This is a genomic window from Brucella tritici (genome assembly GCF_008932295.1).
Classification (GTDB): domain Bacteria; phylum Pseudomonadota; class Alphaproteobacteria; order Rhizobiales; family Rhizobiaceae; genus Brucella; species Brucella tritici.
The window spans coordinates 22,988-40,821 of record NZ_WBWA01000018.1; the positions used below are offsets into that span (position 1 = coordinate 22,988).

Here is a 17,834-nt window from a genome sequence, read left to right on the forward strand (position 1 = left end):
CAAACATGGAGAATTAAACTCACTGGGCAATTGCGGCCAAAAACATTTTGGATTCTCCTCAGAATGCGTTAGCGTCTTCGCAGTTCTGTGGGAGGACCTTATGAAATGCAGTGGGGGAAGTAATCTGAAAAAACTTCCCGCTTAGTCGTGGTGTCTGCACCATGGCAAAATTTATTGGTGTGAGGAGGAAATATGCAAATCTTTATTCGGAAAACAACTGTTTCTTTGGCTACCGCATTGGGGCTTGTGTTTGGTGCAGCGCAAGCGAAAGCCGAGGAGTTTGTAAACATTCTGACCGGTGGCACCAGTGGCGTCTACTACCCGCTCGGCGTCGCCATGGAAAAGATCTATTCCAGCATTCCTGATGTGCGTCCTTCGGTTCAGGCGACGAAGGCATCCATTGAAAATATCAATCTCATCAACAGCGGTCGCGGCGAAGTGGCGTTCACGCTGGGCGATTCCTTGCGTGATGCCTATGAGGGGAATGAGGCGGCTGGTTTTAAAAAGAAGCTCACCAATCTGAGTACGCTTGCGGCAATCTATCCAAATTACGTTCAGATCGTCGCTTCCAAGGAATCCGGCATCAAGACATTGGCCGACCTCAAAGGAAAACGGCTATCGGTCGGCGCGCCAAAATCCGGAACGGAACTGAATGCGCGCACCATTCTGGAGGCTGCCGGACTTTCCTATGACGATCTCGGCAAGATCGAATATCTCCCTTTCGCAGAATCCGTCGAGCTGATGAAAAACCGCCAATTGGATGCAACCTTGCAATCTTCCGGACTTGGCGTCGCCTCGCTGCGCGACCTTGCCAACTCCGTGGACATCAACGTTGTTGAGGTTCCGGCAGACGTTATCGAGAAAATTGGTGCGCCTTATCAGGTCAACACAATCCCGGCGAATACCTATAGTGGCCAGGACAAGGACGTCGTGACGGCTTCCGTGATCAACTATCTGATTGTTCGTCCCGATATGGATGAAGAACTGGTTTACCAGATGACCAAGGGGTTCTTCGAGAATCTCGACCAGCTGGCTGCTGCCCATTCTTCCGCAAAGGCAATCAAGCTCGACAAAAGCACCATCGTATCTCCTGTTCCGATTCATCCCGGTGCTCTGCGTTACTACAAGGAAAAAGGCATCGAATAGGCCGGCAGCAATTCTGCGTGGTGGTTGGCACCCGGGTGATTTTCCCGGGTTTCTTCCTTGTCCTGACAGAAGGGGGCCGATTTTTGTTAATCGGATCGCTCCCGTAACTGTTTATTTCAAATGCACAATCTGATGAAGGTCCGTTCATGACGCAGAGCGAGAACAGTGCCGTAGAATCGGCCGAGCATATTCCCGCCTGGGGCACAGGCACAGGCGCAAAAATCCTGTTTGCCATTGCCGTGGCTTTTTCGGTTTTCCAGCTTTGGACTTCCGCTTATTCACCACTGCCAAGTCAGGTCGTCCGCTCCGTCCATGTGGGCTTTCTGCTTCTGCTTCTTTTCGGCCTTTACGCCAATGCGAGCACTGTCGCTGCAAAGCGAGCAGCGTTCTGGCTGGCGGCCATCATCGCCTTTGTACTCAGTCTTTATCATTGGGTATTCTATGAAGATCTGGTGATCAGGGCGGGTGAACCGAATACGCTCGATATTGTGATCGGCATTCTCGTAGTCGCTCTCGTCTTCTGGGCTGGGAAAAAGATGATGGGCTGGACCCTGCCTCTCATCTGCGCGATCTTTTTGGCTTACGGCTTGTTTGGACAATATCTCCCGCACCCGTTCAACCACCGGGGTTATGATTTCGAACAAGTCGTCGAGGTTCTTTTTCTGGGAACAGAGGGAATTTACGGCACGCCGATCTATGTCTCATCAAGCTATATTTTCCTTTTTATCTTGTTCGGAGCATTTCTCGAACGTGCTGGTATGATCCAGCTCTTCAACGACATTGCCATGGGAACGGTCGGTGCGTCGCGCGGTGGCCCCGCAAAAGTTTCGGTGATCTCCTCTGCCTTGATGGGAACGATCAACGGTTCTGGCGTCGCCAATGTCGTGACCACGGGCGCGTTCACCATTCCGCTTATGAAGCGGTCCGGCTTCCGCCCGGCCTTTGCCGGTGGTGTCGAGGCTGTGGCGTCAATGGGTGGCCAGATCATGCCCCCGGTCATGGGCGCGGTTGCTTTCATCATGGCCGAAACGCTGGGTCTGCCTTATGTTGAGATCGTCAAAGCGGCAATTGTGCCTGCTATTCTGTATTTTATAACTGTCTTCGTGATGGTTGATCTCGAGGCGCGTCGCCTTAAGATGAAAGGCCTCAATAAAAGCGAAATGCCAAGTGCTCTCGAAGCAATCAGAAAACGCTGGTTTCTGGTTCTGCCGCTCGTCGCATTGGTATGGCTGCTTTTCTCCGGCTATACGCCACTTTTTGCAGGCACGGTCGGCCTTAGCCTGACCGCCCTCATCATTCTTGGTGTGCCGGTTTCCGGCTCCATATCTATGCCTTTGCGTGTGCTGTTCTGGGTCGCACTCGGCGTCATGTCCGCCGCTGCATTTGGTACGACCTTCAGTATCTTCGGTTATGCCCTACGCGGCATTACGCTGATCATTGCTCTTGTAGCACTTCTGGTCGCGATAAATTTTCTGGTGCGCGGTGGTCGAGAAACGCTCAATCTTTGTCTTCAAAGCCTCGCGGAAGGCGCCAAGAATGCGCTGCCGGTGGGCATCGCTTGTGCTCTGGTTGGCGTCATCATCGGTGTTCTGGCGCTCACAGGAGCCGGTTCGACATTCGCCCGTGTGATTGTCAGCGTTGGAGAAAACTCGCTGTTCTTCTCGCTGATACTGACCATGCTTGCCTGTCTGGTACTCGGGATGGGCATTCCAACCATTCCAAACTATATCATCACATCCTCAATCGCCGGCCCGGCGCTTCTTCATCTCGAGGTGCCGCTTCTCGTATCACATATGTTTGTCTTCTATTTCGGTATCATGGCCGATCTCACGCCGCCCGTTGCGCTTGCAGCTTTCGCGGCGGCGCCGATCGCGCGAGAGTCGGGCATGAAGATCGGCATGCAGGCGATCCGGATCGCAGTCGCGGGGTTCGCCGTGCCTTTCATGGCAGTATACGAGCCAGTCATCATGCTTCAGGAGGGAGGCCCTCTTTCGGAAAAGTTCGGCTTCTGGCCTGCATTCGCCTATATGTTCATCAAGGCGCTTCTTAGTATCCTGCTCTGGGGCGCAGCCGCGATCGGTCATCTTCGGACGCCGCTGAACATATGGGAGCGCATATGGGCGTTTGCTGCTATTGCGCTCATGCTCGCGACATATCCGTATAGCGATGAGCTCGGCTTTGCTGCCTGTGCGGCCTTTCTTGCATGGCATTTCTGGAGGTCGCGGCCTTCCGTTGTCGCGACATCCGGTTGATGGCGGTCTGCATTGCAACGGCTGGCGGCGTACTGAAAATCGCCGCCACAAGTTTTATTCTTTCGTGGACGCACAGCGTTGAGAAAGTGCCATGGCGGGAGTTCTGGAATGTCACGTCCCAGGGCCTTGTATTGTCAGAAGCCCGCATCAAAGGCTCCGGCGCTGGAATGGACCCTCCTGCGGATTCTGTTCTTAAGGATGGTTGGTATATCTATCATCCAAACATTCCTCCCCGTCGTGAAATTGTTCTGGCCGTCTCCGGCAAGACGACTGGAGGCTGGACATTTTGCTCAGATCAAAAATGCATGGAACTGGGTAGAATAGAGGAACAACCAATCCATATATTCCCGTGCAACTAAAGCGGCCCCGCTCAGTCCCGTGAAAAATGCGCCACTCGGTTAAGAATCTGACCGGCGGTTGTAGATGAGAAAGCCCTTCACAGGACCGTCGCAAATGTAACGATCCCCACCTCTGCCATACTCCGGCTGTCGTCACCTTTCATTTCGAGGTGTGGTTCGACTGGAGGAAGAACACGTATTCACGTTGACTGGTATGGTAGTATGGTATATTCGGAATTTGAGGAGCCCAATTTATGCAAAGCCCATTATTGCAACCAAAGCACGTCAGTGTGGTCGATCAGCTCTACGCAACGCTGCGGGCTGCCATCATTGATAATGCATTGTCACCCGGCGCCCGGATTTCCGAGGCCGATGTGGCTCAGCAATACGGGGTTAGCCGTCAGCCTGTGCGTGAGGCCTTCATCAAGCTAGCCAACGAAGGACTGCTGGAGGTTCGGCCTCAGCGAGGCACCTTCGTCGCGAAAATTTCACTTCAGGCCGTAATGGATGCGCGCTTCGTCCGTGAAGCGGTTGAAGCCGACATCGTGAAGCTTCTGGCTCACTCTCCCGATCAGACGCTGATTACCGAGTTGCGAGCCCAACTCGTTCGTCAGGAAAAGCTTGTCGGCGGATCTGCACGGGACTTCATGGAGGCGGACGAAATATTCCACCGCACTCTGGCCGAAGGCGCCGATAAAGGAAAAGCCTGGCGCGTCGTGGTCGAGATGAAAGCGCAGATGGACCGGGTACGGTTTCTTTCCAGCATGCATTTCCCGGTTGATCGCCTCATTGCGCAACATTGTGCAGTGGTCGATGGGATAGCGAAAGGTGATGCCGTTCAAGCAGAGCAATCAATACGGACGCATCTGCGAGGAATTCTCAGCGATCTACCTGTCATCGAACAGGAGCGGCCCGAGTATTTTCTGTAGGACGCCCAGCAACAGCAAAGACACTATCTAGAGGAGGAAACAATGAAATTTCAGAGTTTTACGCGACTGGCAGCGACCTGTGCCATTCTCGCCGTCATGGGAGGAGCATCACTGGCGCAGGAGGTAACGCTCAAGCTCGGCCATCTCGCCAATGAAGAGAATATCTGGCACAAGGCAGCGCTGAAATTTGCGGAAGAAGTCAAATCTCGTACCGAGGGACGCGTCGCCGTCGAAGTCTATCCGAATGAATCGCTCGGCAAGGAAATCGATGTCATCAACGGCATGCAGCTTGGCACCGCCGATATGACCATCACCGGTGAAAGCCTGCAGAACTGGGCACCAAAAGCAGCCCTGCTTGCTCTGCCATATGCATACAAATCGCTTGAACATATGGACAAGATTGCGTCTGGCGAGATCGGCAAGCAGATAGAGGCAGAAATCATCGAAAAGGCGGGGATTCGTCCTCTGACCTATTTCGCGCGCGGCCCGCGCAATCTTTCTGCCAATCGCGAGATAACAAAGCCGGAAGATTTGAAGGGCTTCAAGGTTCGCGTGCCGAATGTGCCAATCTTTGTCGCCGCATGGCAGTCGCTCGGCGCGAACCCAACCCCGATGGCCTTCTCCGAGGTTTTCACGTCCCTCCAGAACGGTACCATCGAAGGTCAGGAAAATCCGCTCGCGCTTTTCAAGTCCGGCGGCTTCTACGAAGTTCAGAAAGTCGTCAACAAGACAGAACACGTTCGCTCGTGGATTTATCTGGCCATTTCAGAACGGAGCTGGGGCAAACTTTCGGAGGCCGATCAAGCTGCATTGCAGGAAGCCGCCAAGGCCACGCAGGCTTACGAACGCGAATTGTTCATCGCCGACGAAAAGGCGCTCGTCACCGATCTCGAAGGCCGGGGCGTGAAGTTTGTTGACGTGGATCAGGCTGCCTTTGCTGACAAGGCACGCGACGCCGTCATCAACTCCGTACCACAGGAAATCCGTCCTCTGGTCGAACAGGTCTTCAACGACTGAGATAATAGGGCCGCCGGGCCTATTCCGGCGGCTGCTACGTCGAGGATACCATGACAAAACTATTCAAAGGATTAGAAGGCATATGCCGCCTTCTGATACTGGCAGCATTTCTCATATTGATGGGCGCGGTGCTGCTGCAGGTTTATGCACGCACGTTTTTGAGCAGCGCTCCGGTCTGGACCGAGGAACTGACCAGATTCTGCCTGCTCTATATTGGTGCGCTCGGCGCGGGTCTCGCGCTGCGTAGTGGCGATATGGTCAATGTCGACCTTCTTTGCGAAAGCCTGCCCGGACGTATGCCGTGGCTGTTGCGACTGGTCAGCGCCGTATTGACGGTGGTCTTTGCGGTTATTCTTCTGCCCGCTGCGTGGGATTACACCATGATCGGGAGTCGTCAGACCGCCCCGTCGCTTGGCTGGCGCATGGATTTCGTCCACGCAACACAGCTCGTTCTTCTTGTCGCCCTGGGTCTCTGGGCACTGATGCGCATCATTGAAATGCTTTCGGGCCGTCATGACGGGCGCCCTATCCCCAATTCGGAGGAAAATTGATGGGCCTGACCCTTCTTCTTGGCACGTTCGTGCTGGGCCTTACCATCGGTTTGCCAGTAGCTGTGACACTGGGCCTTTCCTCGATGGCCTATCTTCTGTTCGCGGATATCCCTTTGGTTGTTATTCCTCAGAAAATGTATGCCGGGATGGACAGCTTTGTTCTGCTCTGCATTCCGGGGTTCATTCTAGCTGGAAACTTGATGAATTCCGGCGGTATTACCGAGCGGATTATTCGCTTTGCAAATGCCCTTGTGGGCTGGATGCGCGGCGGGCTGGCACAGGCCAACATTGCAGCCTCCATGCTCTTTGGCGGTATTTCAGGAACCGCAGTCGCCGATGTGGCGTCCGTTGGCGGCATGATGATCCCCGGCATGAAAAAGGTCGGTTATCCAGCAGATTTCTCTGCAGCTGTCACGGCCGCCTCATCGACCGTCGGCCCGATGATCCCGCCAAGCGTGCCAATGATTATCGTCGGATCGCTCTCCGGCCTTTCAGTTGGCAAGCTGTTTCTGGCAGGTGCGGTACCCGGCCTTCTGATGGGTTTTGCCATGATGGTAACGACCTATTTCATCGCTAAGAAGAAAAACTTCCCCCGCGAGGACTGGAAGGGCACCCGAGAACTACTGTCGTCGTTTACCGGCGCGATCTGGGCTATTGCAATGACCGCACTGATCGTGGGTGGCCTGCTGGTCGGCATCACGACGCCTACCGAAACCGCAGTGGTTGCATGCCTTTACGCCGCGGTGGTGGGGCTGTTCGTTTACAGAGAACTGCCGGTAAGCCGGATTCCGAAAATCATCATCGATAGTGCGATCAGTTCGGCTGGCATTCTCGTATTGGTGGGCACTGCTAATGTGTTCGGCTGGATTCTCGTCGCGGAACGTATCCCACAGACACTGGCGAATGCGGTTCTCTCCATCACCGACAACAAGTTCCTCGTTATCCTGCTGATTAACATCCTGCTTCTGTTCGTCGGCATGTTCATGGAGACGATTGCAGCCCTGATCATTCTGTTCGTGCCTCTGCAGGCTCTGGCCTTGGCGGTCGGTATAGACCCCATTCATTTTGCCTGTTTTGCAGTCCTGAACCTGATGATCGGCCTGACGACGCCACCGGTCGGCGTTTGCCTGTTTGTCGCGTCTAATATTGCACGGCTCCCCCTCTCGCCGGTGATCAGGGCAATTATTCCCTATATCCTCACCAATCTGATTGTCCTTCTGATGGTCAGCTACATGCCGCCTCTGGCGACTTGGCTGCCCAACACACTGATGCCGTGAGGCGGAAATGACCGAATTGTCGAACACGCGCGTGATCTGCCTTCACGCACAGGACGATCTGAGGATCGAGACCCGGCCTGTCGGAACACCGGGGCCGGGCGAAGTGCTGGTCACGGTCGAAGTAGGCGGAATCTGTGGATCGGATCTGCATTATTGGCTGGAAGGCGGCATTGGCACCATCCGGGTCCAGGAACCGATCATCCTCGGCCACGAGGCTTCGGGGCGCATCGCGGCCCTTGGCGAGGGAGTGACAGGGCTGATGCCGGGGCAGCTCGTTGCGATGAATCCTTCACAACCTTGCGGCACCTGCAGTTTCTGCCAGCAGGGCCTGCCACGCCATTGCAGTGCGATGCGCTTCAAGGGTTCGGCAATGTATCTTCCGCACGAACAGGGCATGTTCCGCGACAGGATTGTAATTGCGGCTGACCAATGCTTGCCTGTCCCGGACGGAACCGATCCGGGAGCCGCTGCCTGTTCTGAACCGCTGGCAGTCTGCCTTCACGCGGCCAATCGTGGCGAAGCGATTGCAGGCAGCCTGGCCAGCAAGATCGTCATGGTAACAGGCGCGGGTCCGATCGGCGCACTTTGCGTGGCGGTTGCGCGACAACGTGGCGCTTCCGAAATCATCGTGACCGACATTCAGGACGCCACCCTGGCAATCGCCACGCGCATGGGGGCAGACCATACGGTCAATATTGCGACTAACCCAACAGGGCTCATGCGGTGGCAGGAAGGCAAGGGCAAGGTCGATCTGGTATTTGAGTGCTCGGCTGCGGCACCGGCCATTAGCGACGCAATTTCCTGCCTACGACCGCTCGGTACGCTTGTGCAGGTTGGAGTCTCCGGACCGACTGTTCTGCCTCTCAACGTCATGGTGGGCAAAGAAATCCAGTTCGTCGGTTCACAGCGGTTCGATACAGAGTTTGCCGAGGCCGTGCGTCTTATTGGATCGAAGACTATCGACCCCCAGCCGATCATCACGGCTACCCTTCCCTTGACCGAAACCTTGTCTGCCTTTCAGGCGGCTATGGATCGTTCCCGGTCCGTCAAGGTTCAGATTAGTTTCGCTGACGCGTTAGCTTAGCACTGGAAATAGAAAGACAATTAAATGAGACAGACCTGGCGTTGGTTTGGCCCCAAGGACCTCGTGTCCATCGATGATATGCTGCAAGCGGGGGTAGAAGGCGTTGTCACCGCCCTGCATCATGTGGCGACCGGCGCGGTCTGGTCGCCAGCCGAAATCGAAAAACGGCAGGCCGAAATCGCCCGGATGAAGAATGGTGCCCCTTCCGGACTGAAATGGGAAGTCGTGGAAAGCCTTCCCGTTTCAGAAGATATAAAACGTCAGACGGGCGACTGGAAAGCTCATATCTCGAACTGGAAGACATCGATGCGCAACCTGCGTGACGCAGGCATCGAGATCATCTGTTATAATTTCATGCCCATCCTCGACTGGACACGTACCGACCTTGCCTACCGGCTGGCAAACGGGGCGACGTGTATGCGCTACGACACCCTCGATTTTGCCGTCTTCGATCTGTTTCTGCTCGAACGCAAAGGCGCATCGGACAGCTATCAGCCTGAACTGATCGAAGCTGCGCGCAGGCGTTTTGCGGAAATGTCGGAGGAGCGGCGGTTTGAACTTTCCGGCAATGTCGTTTTTGGTCTGCCCGGTGCTGCCGAACGCATGTCGATGGATGATGTGAAGATGCATCTCGCCCATTATGACAATATTTCGCCGGAGCGCCTGCGAAACCATTTAATCGATTTTCTGACAGAGGTAAGTCCGCTTGCGGAAGAGCTTGGCGTGCGTCTCTGCTGTCATCCGGACGATCCGCCGTTCCCGCTTCTCGGACTGCCGCGCATCATGTCCACTGAAGCCGATTATAAAGCCATCATGGATGCAGTGAATATTCCGGCAAACGGTATCACTCTTTGCACCGGGTCGCTTGGCGCGCGCTCCGATAATGATTTGCCGGGCATGATGAAACGCCTGGGTGATCGTGTGCATTTCCTGCATTTGCGCAATGTCGCACTTGAAGAACACCATCTCGGTGGATCATTCCATGAGGCTGCTCATCTTGAAGGCCATACGGATATGGTGGCAATGATTGCAGCCATTCTGTCAGAGGAAAACCGCCGCAAATCTGAAGGTCGTGCCGACTGGCGCATTCCTATGCGTCCTGATCACGGCCAGGATATTCTCGATGATCTGAACCGACGCGCTCAGCCGGGGTATCCATCCATCGGGCGCTTGAAAGGCCTGGCCGAATTGCGTGGAATCATGACCGCCCTGTCCCATCCAGACGTCAGGATCGGCAAGTGATACGGCTTTCAGCAGCGGCGAACTATGCAGCAGCGGCCAGTTGGCCCGCTTATACTCCGGAAGATCATGGAGTCGGTATCGTTCATCTTGGTCTCGGCAATTTCGCTCGCGCGCACCTCTTGTCCTATACCGACACCGTGTTGGCACAAAGGGGGGGCGATTGGCGGGTGACAGGGACATCGCTGCGCGGAACCACCGTTGCCGACAGCCTGAATCCACAAGACTGCCGCTATACATTGATCACACGCGGCCCCATCACAGAAGCGCATGTGATTGGAGCGCTGGACCGGGTACTATCCGGCCCAACGGTTAGCCATGATACACTGGATGCGATGACATCTCCCGGTTGCCGTATTGTCAGTCTGACCGTGACGGAAAAAGGATATGGTATCACCAGTGACGGTACGCTGGATCGTGAGCATCAAGCGATCGCCGCCGACCTCTCCAATCCTGAGAGGCCGACCAGCGTGATTGGCCTTATCGTGGCGGCACTTTCCCACCGTATGGCCGGTGGATTGTCACCGTTCACCGTGCTCAGTTGCGATAATCTCTCCCATAATGGTCAGAAGTTACGGAACGCTGCATTGGTCTTTGCCCGGGAAACTCGTGGCGAGCAGCTGTCTCGCTGGATTGCGAACAACGTCAGTTTCCCTTCAACGATGGTGGATCGGATCACGCCAGCCTCAAATGCCCTCACCGCCAAACTAGCTGCTGAATTGACGGGACGAGAAGATCAGGCCGCTGTTGAAACCGAACCCTTCAGCCAATGGGTGATCGAGGATAAATTCTGCGCAGGACGGCCGGAATGGGAATGTGCTGGCGCCCTCTTCGTCGACGATGTCACCCCATATGAAAACATGAAACTGCGAATGCTGAACGGGGCACATTCAATGCTCGCCTATAGCGGGCAGCTCTCGGGTAAAAGCTTTGTCCGAGACGTGATGGCCGACCCCGATCATGCTGCACTCGTCCGTCGTCACCTTGCTGCCGCTGCGGCAACTGTAGAAGGACTGTCCATCGATCTCAACGCCTATGCCGTCGCCCTCGCTGAGCGGTTCGCCAACCCGGCTATCGCCCATTCCACCGCACAGATTGCAATGGATGGAACACTGAAGCTCCCCCAACGCATCACTACCCCAGCCCTGGAAGCACTGACATCCGGCAAACCGCACAGAGCCTTTGTCTTTGCTCTCGCTGCGTGGCTTGCCTATCTGGCTCGAAAGGGGAACGAAGGCCACCCAGTTTCGTTGAATGATCCCAAAGCGACTGAGCTTTTGAACGAATTGAAAGATATCGAGACATCGGAGGAGATAATCCGTGCGGTTGCCTCTGTGTGCCCGGACGTCCTTCCCGAAGCACTGACAGATGGCGCGTTCGGTTCATCTCTGCGTGATACGCTTCATGCAATCCAGTCGGAAGGGATCTTGACGGTTATCAAACGGGAGGCTGCAGCGGTAGCTTGATGCTTTGAACTCATGAAAGACGTATCGGAGCATGTTGTAAGCGATATTGGCGATGCCATATTCACCGTCGCTTTGTTGGTGCCGATCGTCCTGATGCAGAGCTTCATCTTGTTCTTCTGCGTGGCAAAGACATGCTCGACAGCGAACCTGATCTTTGCCCCCGTTTCGCCCACGACATCAAATCCGGCATGGGCTTGCCCTCCGGCTTTCGCTAATGGATGCTGACTACTTGTCAGTTTGGCGCATACCGCGTTTTTGCAAGAGAGTGTGTGAAGTAGAGTTTTCAGTCAGCGCTTGTGCTTGTATCAGGTTTACTTCCATTTCTTCAAAGCGAGGATTGGTTCTCAGACCACGGACTTCATCAGAAAGCCAGCGACCGATTTCATCTACTCGCCTTGAAAGATAAGAACCTGCGATCCTAAAATTACGCATGCTATCTGTCTGAATTGCTTAACAACGGATTTAGGCTAAACGTCTGTTATGGGGCCGGACGCTGACCGTTCGCTTATGCGTTATAAACGGAGTTAGCTGCCATTCGGCAGCAGATCAGTCCTGCTGCTACCCGATCAGATTGTGGCCCTACATGAGCTTTTCCGCTCGCTTTCGCATTGTTGGCTCAAGTTCGAGTGAGTGCCGAGCAATCTTGTCAAAACAGACAGACGTTGTCTCATTGATGGCACGCAGTTCTCCATCGAGCGAACCAGCCATGATCTGACGAAAGGTGATTGATGAACGCCCAACCTTCAACACCTGTGAGCGGATCGTCAGCAGGTCTCCGGCCGGTACTTCCTGCTTGTATTCGGTTGTCGAGTGCACGTCCGCCCAACCGAAACTCTCATCCGGGATTTTCCCGGCAATGTGACCCAGGAGCTGAAAGCTCGCATCATCGAACATCCCGGCATAGTGCCGGACATTCATGTGCCCCATGACATCACACATCCACGGATGCGCGACACCAACAAAAGTAACAAGACCACTCATCGCGCCACCGATTGATAGCCGCCGAGGAACGTCGTCAGGTTATCGCCCAGCGCATCGCACAGATATCCGCCTTCCTGCACGATGACAGTTGGCAGGCGAAGCTTCGCAATTGCTTCGGCAATGCGTCCGAAACCACCAGTGGTGACCGACAATCCGCCGAACGGGTCGCCCTCGAAAGGATCGAGGCCAAGCGCTATCACCAGCGCATCCGGTGCGAAGGCTTCAATACGGCGGAAGGCCGTATCAAGTGACGCAAGGAATTCGGCATCGCCGGATTTGCGCAGCAGCGGTAGGTTGAGATTGTAGCCCAGTCCCGCGCCCTCGCCGCGTTCATCGGCATGCCCCCAGAAAAAGGGATAGAAGCGCACCGGATCAGCATGGATCGAGACGGTCAGCACGTCGGGGCGGGCATAGAATATGCCTTGCGTCCCGTTGCCGTGATGAAGATCCACGTCGAGGATCGCCACGCGCTCGGCTTTCGAGCGCAGGCGCTGGGCTGCAACCGCCGAATTGTTGACGAAGCAGAAGCCGCCCGCCACATCGGCAAATGCATGATGCCCCGGAGGACGACAGAGCGCATATGCCGCGACCTCGCCTGCAAGCACCGCATCGGCGGCATCGACCGCGCTCCACGCGCTCCAGCACACGCTTTCCCACGTATGTTCAGCAATCGGGCAAGCCGTATCGGCCATGTGATAGCCGACCTGTCCCACGGCGGATGCCGGATAACGGCCGTCACGCGCCAGCGGATGAATGTTCGGGATCACTTCTTCCGAAGCCTCATCAATACGCCGCCAGCGGGCATAGATGTGCTGGAGGAATTCCAGATATTCCGGCGTATGCACGGCTGCAATCGGGCCAAGGCCATGATTTTGCGGACGGATAATCTCACAGCCTGCTGCCTTCGCGCCCGCGAGCAGGCGCTCGGCACGCTCAGGCTGTTCGGGGTTAGGCTGCGGCGCACCGCTGGAAAGAAAGGCTTTCGGGTCGTGACGCTTTTGCTCGACAGCGTAAAAGGCTTTCATGACTGCTCCCTGATTTGATTGATACGTGCCAAGCGGGCGAAATCATCGCCATAAGCACCATGATCGCGGTCAGCTTCGATCCAGCCGATACCCAACCGGTCATAAAATCTTTGCGCTGCGACATTGTCCCGGTCCACGGCCAGCCGCAGATAGACGCCGCCCCGCGCCATCGACCAGGAGGCGACATGGCGCAAAAGCACCTCGCCTATCCCCTTGCCGCGAAAGGCTTCATCGACATAGAGGTCCTGCACGTAGACACCGGGTTTGCCGTACCATGTCGAGAAGATCGGAAAGAACAGAGCCAACCCGGCAAACGTATCGTCCACCTCAGCGATCAGGCTGGTAAAAGCCGCATGAGGGCCGAAACCGTAACGACGGAAATCCTCAACCGTGCTGGAGATTTTGTCTGTAGCGCCAAGTCCCGCCCCCATCGTGCAGATTGCTGCGTGAATCTGTTCGGCATCGGCAAGCTCTCCGAGCCGCACCACGACGCATGCCTTGTTGTCCAACACGATCTTCGGCATCAGAACGCCACCCTATCTCCACCCTTAAGGCCCAGATAATCGCGCGCCTCGTCGGGTGTGGCAACTTCCAGCGACAAGCCGTCAAGGATGCTACGAATGCGCCGCACCTGATCGGCATTGCTCTTGGCCAGTTTTCCCCGCCCGTCATAGAGGCTGTCTTCCAGACCGACACGCACATTGCCGCCCATGGCCGCCGCCATTGTGATCATCGGAATCTGGTGTCGCCCTGCCGCCAGAACCGAGAAGGAATAGTCGTCGCCGAACAGCTTGTCTGCAATGCGCTTCATATGCATGAGGTTGTCCGGGTCTGCACCAATGCCGCCCAAAATGCCGAAGACGAACTGGATGAACAGATGACCAGTCACCAGTCCACGATCACGGAAATGGGCCAGTGAATAGAGATGCCCCACATCATAGCATTCGAACTCGAAACGCGTGCCGCAGCCTTGTCCCAGGCTGGTCAGAATGCCTTCCATATCCGCGAAGGTGTTCTTGAAGATGGAATGACGCGTTGCCTCCAACAGTTCTGGTTCCCATGCGTGCTTCCACTCGCGTGGCTTGTCGAGGGCTGGAAACAGCGCGAAATTCATCGAGCCCATATTGAGCGAGCACATTTCCGGTTGCGCCTTGAGCGGCGCGGCCAGCCGGTCTTCCAGCCTCATCAGCGACGAACCGCCAGTGGAAATATTCACCACCGCTGCCGTCGATTGCTTGATGCGCGGCAGGAACTGCATGAACAGGTCCGGATCGGCGGACGGCCTGCCGTCACGCGGATCGCGGGCATGAAGATGCAGGATGGATGCGCCCGCTTCCGCCGCAGCGATGGCTTCGCTTGCAATCTCGTCCGGCGTCACCGGCAGATGCGGTGACATGGAGGGTGTATGGACGGAGCCTGTCACTGCGCAGGTGATGATCACCTTGCGACGCATCTTCTTCTTGTCGGTCATGATCCGGTTTCCTTATGCGTTCACGGGCAGCTTGAGTTCACGCGCCAGAACCTCCAGCGTATCGCCGAGGATCGCGGTGATCTCGCCAACCTGTTCGCGGCTCACGATCATCGGCGGACAGACGAGAAAGTGATCGCCTTCAACACCGCCGCGCGTGCGGCGCGAATAGATGATCAGTCCGCGCTCATAGGCGAGATCGACCATGCGCTGATGGGCATTCAGTTCCTTCGGTAGCGGCTTCATGGTTTCTGGATCGGACACGAATTCGGCCGCCAGCAGCAAGCCTTTGCCGCGCACATCGCCGATGAAGGGGAAGCGTTTCGCAAGCCCTTCCAGTTCGCCCTTCAATGCATCGCCCATGCGAGCGGCGTTACCGACCAGATCGAGACGATCGATCTCCTGCAATACGGCCTTGCCCGCCGCACAGGCCAGTGGATTGCCGGCATAGGTGAAGCCATGCAGGAAACCGCCAGCATCCAGAACCGGCTGCACGATGCGTCCGGGCGCCGCCATTGCGCCAAGCGGGCAATAACCCGAGGCGAACCCCTTCGAAAGCGCGATGAGATCGGGCTTGCAGTTCCAATGGTCACCGCCCAGAAACTTGCCGGTGCGTCCGGCGCCGCTCATCACCTCGTCGTGGATGAGCAGGATGCCATAACGGTCGCAGATTTCGCGGATACGCGGATAATAGCTGTCGGGCGCGACCAGCGCACCGGTCGACGCTCCGCCGATCGGCTCCATGATGAAGGCGAGCACGCTTTCAGGACCTTCTTCCTGAATCTTTTCCTCCAGCATGTCGGCATATTTCTGGCCGCGCTGTTCCATCGTAAGATTGTCCCGGTCGAGATAGGCGGTCGGTGCCGAGACTTTCGGCATTTCGCGCATGATGGGCGCGAAGGGCTCGCTCAGAGCCGCGTAGCCAGTGACAGCCAGCGCGCCAAGCGTACCGCCATGATAGGACGGAAAGCGCGAAATCACTTTCCAGCGCTTGCTCTGCCCGGTCGCGACCGCCCACTGGCGGGCGAGCTTGATGCAAGATTCCACCGCTTCCGAACCACCGGAAACAAAGAATATCTTGTCCAGACCTTCCGGCATACGCTCGGCGGCCATGCGCGCCAGATCTTCCGCTGGTTCGTTTTCAAAGTGCAGGCGATAGGCGAAGGTCACGCGGTCCATCTGCTCTTTCATGGCATTGAGCACATTGCGATTGCCATGGCCGATATTGACCACCATCGCGCCACTTGACCCGTCGATAACACGGCGTCCGTCCTGATCCCAGATATAGATGCCTTCGGCGCGATCCACCAGCGGCCTGCGCAGGCGCGACTGGTAAAAAAGGTGCGATGCCGGGCGTTCGTTCTGTGCATTTGTGTTGAGCATGGCGTTACTCTGTCAGCGCTTGAGATATTGGTTGAGAACATTGGCGGTCACACGCTCGACCATGCGGTCGCCGCGTTTGAGAGCCGCGACCCACTCGCAGCTTCCGGCGTGGAAAACCTCGCCCTTGCCGCGTGGAAAATTGACGATCATACCGCAGCCGCGCTTGATGCGTTCGACGGCTGCATCGCCATTGTCGCCGATCAGCGTATCGGCCACAAATTTGGCATCGGCATCGGAAAGGAACTGGTCGTCGGCTGGAATATCCGCGCTCTCTTCCTTGAGAGACGACATGCCAAGCGCCAGTATCTGCAATCCATCGGGTGCGCCGCTGCCCTCCTCCGGTTCAGGCAGACCGCCCCGGATCACATAGTCGAGCCCGTCGACCTCATAGCCGAAGGCGTGACCGTCAGCGCCCAGGAGATCACCGTAATAGATGCCGGTTCCCGCAAAGGCCCAATGTTCCGGGCGATAGACCGGAAAACCGCGCACGCCACGTGGAGCGCAACCACCCCAGCCGACATAAAGCCCGCGCAGCGCATTGAGGCCGAAGGTTTCGGCAGCAGGCCGTCCGGCTTCCGTCGCTTCCCAGCAACCGCTGGTGCGTCGTGGATCGGCGGAGCGATAGACCGGGTCTTCGGCGCGGGCGCGATATTTGTAGCAAGTCTGGCGCTTGCCATCATCCTCAAGCCGCGTCTGCCACATGAAGTTGCCCGCAAAACGGGCCGCACGGCCGCCGCCATCGACATAATGATCGACGGCATCGCGCATTTCCCATGTCCAGTATTCGTCGTGACCGACAAAGGCCACGCAATCATAACCGTCGAGGATTTCCGGCGAAAAATGCAGCTCATGCTGGCTGGCGAGATCGACCGCATAGCCCTCCCGCTCGGCCCAGCGGAAGAACAGGCTGTCATAACTTGCCCAGCCGGAAGAAGTATATTTCTTGGAATAGCCGTTGGCATAGGCCCATTCCATATGCGGATAGCGCGGCGGCGCGGCAGGCGGCGTCACAATTTCCAGCGGCACGCGCGGCGCATCGGATGGCAGGACAACAAAGCCACGGCAGAAAGGACGCTCGATGCTCACCGTCGTCGCATATTGATCGCCATTCGGCCCGGTGATGCCCTGATAATGGTTGGAGCCGCCCCATGTATTATAGGCCGTCCATGTGCCGGTGGCAGCGACCTGCAGGATGCGGCCCGGCTTGCGACCCGCCGCTGGGCGCAGGATGAAAAGGTGATGGCAATGGATCGGCTGTCCGTCATTGCCATGCGCCTTCAGCGTGATGCGATAAGCGCCGGAAGGCCAGTTCTCATCCGTCTTGAAGGCGAATGTCGTCTCCCAGCTGCAACCGGCAACCGAACATTGCGCTGGCGTTTCCTGCCATTTGCAGTCAATCCCGCGTTTGGAGAAGACCGGCGTTTCCACCGCTCCATCCCGCACGATTTCGATATCGAAACGCGAGGCGGTTGCGCTCACCTGTAGATGGATAGTCGCGCCCGGCAGATAGGAATAGGCATCGGTGTAGCACCAGATTTCGCCGCGCGGACCATCCATGCCGGGATATTCGTAATAATGGCCAAGGACGGCTTCACGCCGCTGCGCCGGGGTCAGCCCGAAATCGGGAAACTCCCCAAAATCGGCAAACTCATTGACGTTTCTCTCGTTCATTCCGATA

The 17,834-nt window shown here is 56.4% G+C and carries 16 protein-coding genes; 10 read left to right on the forward strand and 6 right to left on the reverse strand.

Annotation, left to right across the window (positions count from 1 at the left end; genetic code table 11):
• Positions 1-192 precede the first annotated feature (192 nt).
• The 10 genes from F9K91_RS17165 to F9K91_RS17210 all read left to right on the forward strand — a co-directional run bounded on the left by F9K91_RS17165 (position 193) and on the right by F9K91_RS17210 (position 11,299).
• Positions 193-1,146, forward strand: a complete 954-nt coding sequence (locus tag F9K91_RS17165) for a TAXI family TRAP transporter solute-binding subunit (RefSeq protein WP_151555586.1) — start codon at positions 193-195, stop codon at positions 1,144-1,146.
• A gap of 146 nt (positions 1,147-1,292) precedes the next feature.
• Positions 1,293-3,398: a TRAP transporter permease gene (locus tag F9K91_RS17170; protein ID WP_151678295.1), complete on the forward strand. Its 2,106-nt coding sequence runs from the start codon at positions 1,293-1,295 to the stop codon at positions 3,396-3,398.
• Complete coding sequence (locus F9K91_RS17175; RefSeq protein WP_151555658.1) at positions 3,398-3,757, forward strand: DUF1850 domain-containing protein; 360 nt, start codon at positions 3,398-3,400, stop codon at positions 3,755-3,757. Before F9K91_RS17170 ends, F9K91_RS17175 begins: the two co-directional genes overlap by 1 nt.
• A 233-nt stretch (positions 3,758-3,990) precedes the next feature.
• The gene (locus F9K91_RS17180; RefSeq protein WP_151555584.1) at positions 3,991-4,665 is read left to right on the forward strand and encodes a GntR family transcriptional regulator; all 675 of its coding nucleotides are present in this window, start codon (positions 3,991-3,993) and stop codon (positions 4,663-4,665) included.
• Between the two features lie 42 nt (positions 4,666-4,707).
• The gene (locus F9K91_RS17185) at positions 4,708-5,682 is read left to right on the forward strand and encodes a TRAP transporter substrate-binding protein (RefSeq protein WP_151555583.1); all 975 of its coding nucleotides are present in this window, start codon (positions 4,708-4,710) and stop codon (positions 5,680-5,682) included.
• A 50-nt stretch (positions 5,683-5,732) separates the two neighbouring features.
• A complete protein-coding gene (locus F9K91_RS17190; RefSeq protein ID WP_061345637.1) occupies positions 5,733-6,233 on the forward strand; it encodes a TRAP transporter small permease in 501 nt (166 codons plus the stop codon).
• The gene (locus tag F9K91_RS17195; protein ID WP_151555582.1) at positions 6,233-7,510 is read left to right on the forward strand and encodes a TRAP transporter large permease; all 1,278 of its coding nucleotides are present in this window, start codon (positions 6,233-6,235) and stop codon (positions 7,508-7,510) included. The genes F9K91_RS17190 and F9K91_RS17195 overlap by 1 nt, the downstream gene beginning before the upstream one ends.
• Positions 7,511-7,517: 7 nt before the next feature.
• Positions 7,518-8,594 carry an L-idonate 5-dehydrogenase gene (locus F9K91_RS17200; RefSeq protein ID WP_151678296.1) on the forward strand — a complete coding sequence of 359 codons (1,077 nt, stop codon included), beginning with the start codon at positions 7,518-7,520 and terminating at the stop codon, positions 8,592-8,594.
• 24 nt (positions 8,595-8,618) lie between these two features.
• A complete protein-coding gene (gene uxuA, locus F9K91_RS17205) occupies positions 8,619-9,836 on the forward strand; it encodes a mannonate dehydratase (protein ID WP_151678297.1) in 1,218 nt (405 codons plus the stop codon).
• Positions 9,833-11,299 carry a mannitol dehydrogenase family protein gene (locus tag F9K91_RS17210; protein WP_151678298.1) on the forward strand — a complete coding sequence of 489 codons (1,467 nt, stop codon included), beginning with the start codon at positions 9,833-9,835 and terminating at the stop codon, positions 11,297-11,299. The genes uxuA and F9K91_RS17210 overlap by 4 nt, the downstream gene beginning before the upstream one ends.
• Positions 11,300-11,878: 579 nt before the next feature.
• Here the strand turns inward: F9K91_RS17210 and F9K91_RS17215 are convergent.
• From F9K91_RS17215 to F9K91_RS17240, 6 genes are read right to left on the reverse strand one after another with little or no spacing between them, the layout of a single operon-like run.
• On the reverse strand, positions 11,879-12,280 hold the full coding sequence (locus F9K91_RS17215; RefSeq protein WP_151678299.1) for an acyl-CoA thioesterase: 402 nt from the start codon (positions 12,278-12,280) through the stop codon (positions 11,879-11,881).
• The gene (locus F9K91_RS17220; RefSeq protein ID WP_151652362.1) at positions 12,277-13,305 is read right to left on the reverse strand and encodes a histone deacetylase family protein; all 1,029 of its coding nucleotides are present in this window, start codon (positions 13,303-13,305) and stop codon (positions 12,277-12,279) included. Before F9K91_RS17220 ends, F9K91_RS17215 begins: the two co-directional genes overlap by 4 nt.
• Complete coding sequence (locus F9K91_RS17225) at positions 13,302-13,829, reverse strand: GNAT family N-acetyltransferase (RefSeq protein ID WP_151555576.1); 528 nt, start codon at positions 13,827-13,829, stop codon at positions 13,302-13,304. The genes F9K91_RS17220 and F9K91_RS17225 overlap by 4 nt, the downstream gene beginning before the upstream one ends.
• Complete coding sequence (locus F9K91_RS17230) at positions 13,829-14,776, reverse strand: beta-keto acid cleavage family enzyme (RefSeq protein WP_151678300.1); 948 nt, start codon at positions 14,774-14,776, stop codon at positions 13,829-13,831. Before F9K91_RS17230 ends, F9K91_RS17225 begins: the two co-directional genes overlap by 1 nt.
• Before the next feature lie 12 nt (positions 14,777-14,788).
• Positions 14,789-16,156 (reverse strand): aminotransferase family protein, encoded by a 1,368-nt coding sequence (locus tag F9K91_RS17235; RefSeq protein WP_151678301.1) that lies wholly within the window; start codon positions 16,154-16,156, stop codon positions 14,789-14,791.
• 12 nt (positions 16,157-16,168) lie between these two features.
• Positions 16,169-17,827, reverse strand: a complete 1,659-nt coding sequence (locus F9K91_RS17240) for a N,N-dimethylformamidase beta subunit family domain-containing protein (protein ID WP_151555573.1) — start codon at positions 17,825-17,827, stop codon at positions 16,169-16,171.
• Positions 17,828-17,834 lie beyond the last annotated feature (7 nt).

Excerpts from the sequence above, each read along its gene's own strand:
- F9K91_RS17225 (WP_151555576.1), bottom strand. The coding sequence starts at position 13,829 with ATGCCGAAGATCGTGTTGGACAACAAGGCATGCGTCGTGGTGCGGCTC.
- F9K91_RS17200 (WP_151678296.1), top strand. The coding sequence starts at position 7,518 with ATGACCGAATTGTCGAACACGCGCGTGATCTGCCTTCACGCACAGGAC.
- F9K91_RS17195 (WP_151555582.1), top strand. The coding sequence starts at position 6,233 with ATGGGCCTGACCCTTCTTCTTGGCACGTTCGTGCTGGGCCTTACCATC.
- F9K91_RS17240 (WP_151555573.1), bottom strand. The coding sequence starts at position 17,827 with ATGAACGAGAGAAACGTCAATGAGTTTGCCGATTTTGGGGAGTTTCCC.
- F9K91_RS17180 (WP_151555584.1), top strand. The coding sequence starts at position 3,991 with ATGCAAAGCCCATTATTGCAACCAAAGCACGTCAGTGTGGTCGATCAG.
- F9K91_RS17170 (WP_151678295.1), top strand. The coding sequence starts at position 1,293 with ATGACGCAGAGCGAGAACAGTGCCGTAGAATCGGCCGAGCATATTCCC.
- F9K91_RS17235 (WP_151678301.1), bottom strand. The coding sequence starts at position 16,156 with ATGCTCAACACAAATGCACAGAACGAACGCCCGGCATCGCACCTTTTT.
- uxuA (WP_151678297.1), top strand. The coding sequence starts at position 8,619 with ATGAGACAGACCTGGCGTTGGTTTGGCCCCAAGGACCTCGTGTCCATC.
- F9K91_RS17230 (WP_151678300.1), bottom strand. The coding sequence starts at position 14,776 with ATGACCGACAAGAAGAAGATGCGTCGCAAGGTGATCATCACCTGCGCA.
- F9K91_RS17165 (WP_151555586.1), top strand. The coding sequence starts at position 193 with ATGCAAATCTTTATTCGGAAAACAACTGTTTCTTTGGCTACCGCATTG.
- F9K91_RS17175 (WP_151555658.1), top strand. The coding sequence starts at position 3,398 with ATGGCGGTCTGCATTGCAACGGCTGGCGGCGTACTGAAAATCGCCGCC.
- F9K91_RS17190 (WP_061345637.1), top strand. The coding sequence starts at position 5,733 with ATGACAAAACTATTCAAAGGATTAGAAGGCATATGCCGCCTTCTGATA.
- F9K91_RS17215 (WP_151678299.1), bottom strand. The coding sequence starts at position 12,280 with ATGAGTGGTCTTGTTACTTTTGTTGGTGTCGCGCATCCGTGGATGTGT.
- F9K91_RS17185 (WP_151555583.1), top strand. The coding sequence starts at position 4,708 with ATGAAATTTCAGAGTTTTACGCGACTGGCAGCGACCTGTGCCATTCTC.
- F9K91_RS17220 (WP_151652362.1), bottom strand. The coding sequence starts at position 13,305 with ATGAAAGCCTTTTACGCTGTCGAGCAAAAGCGTCACGACCCGAAAGCC.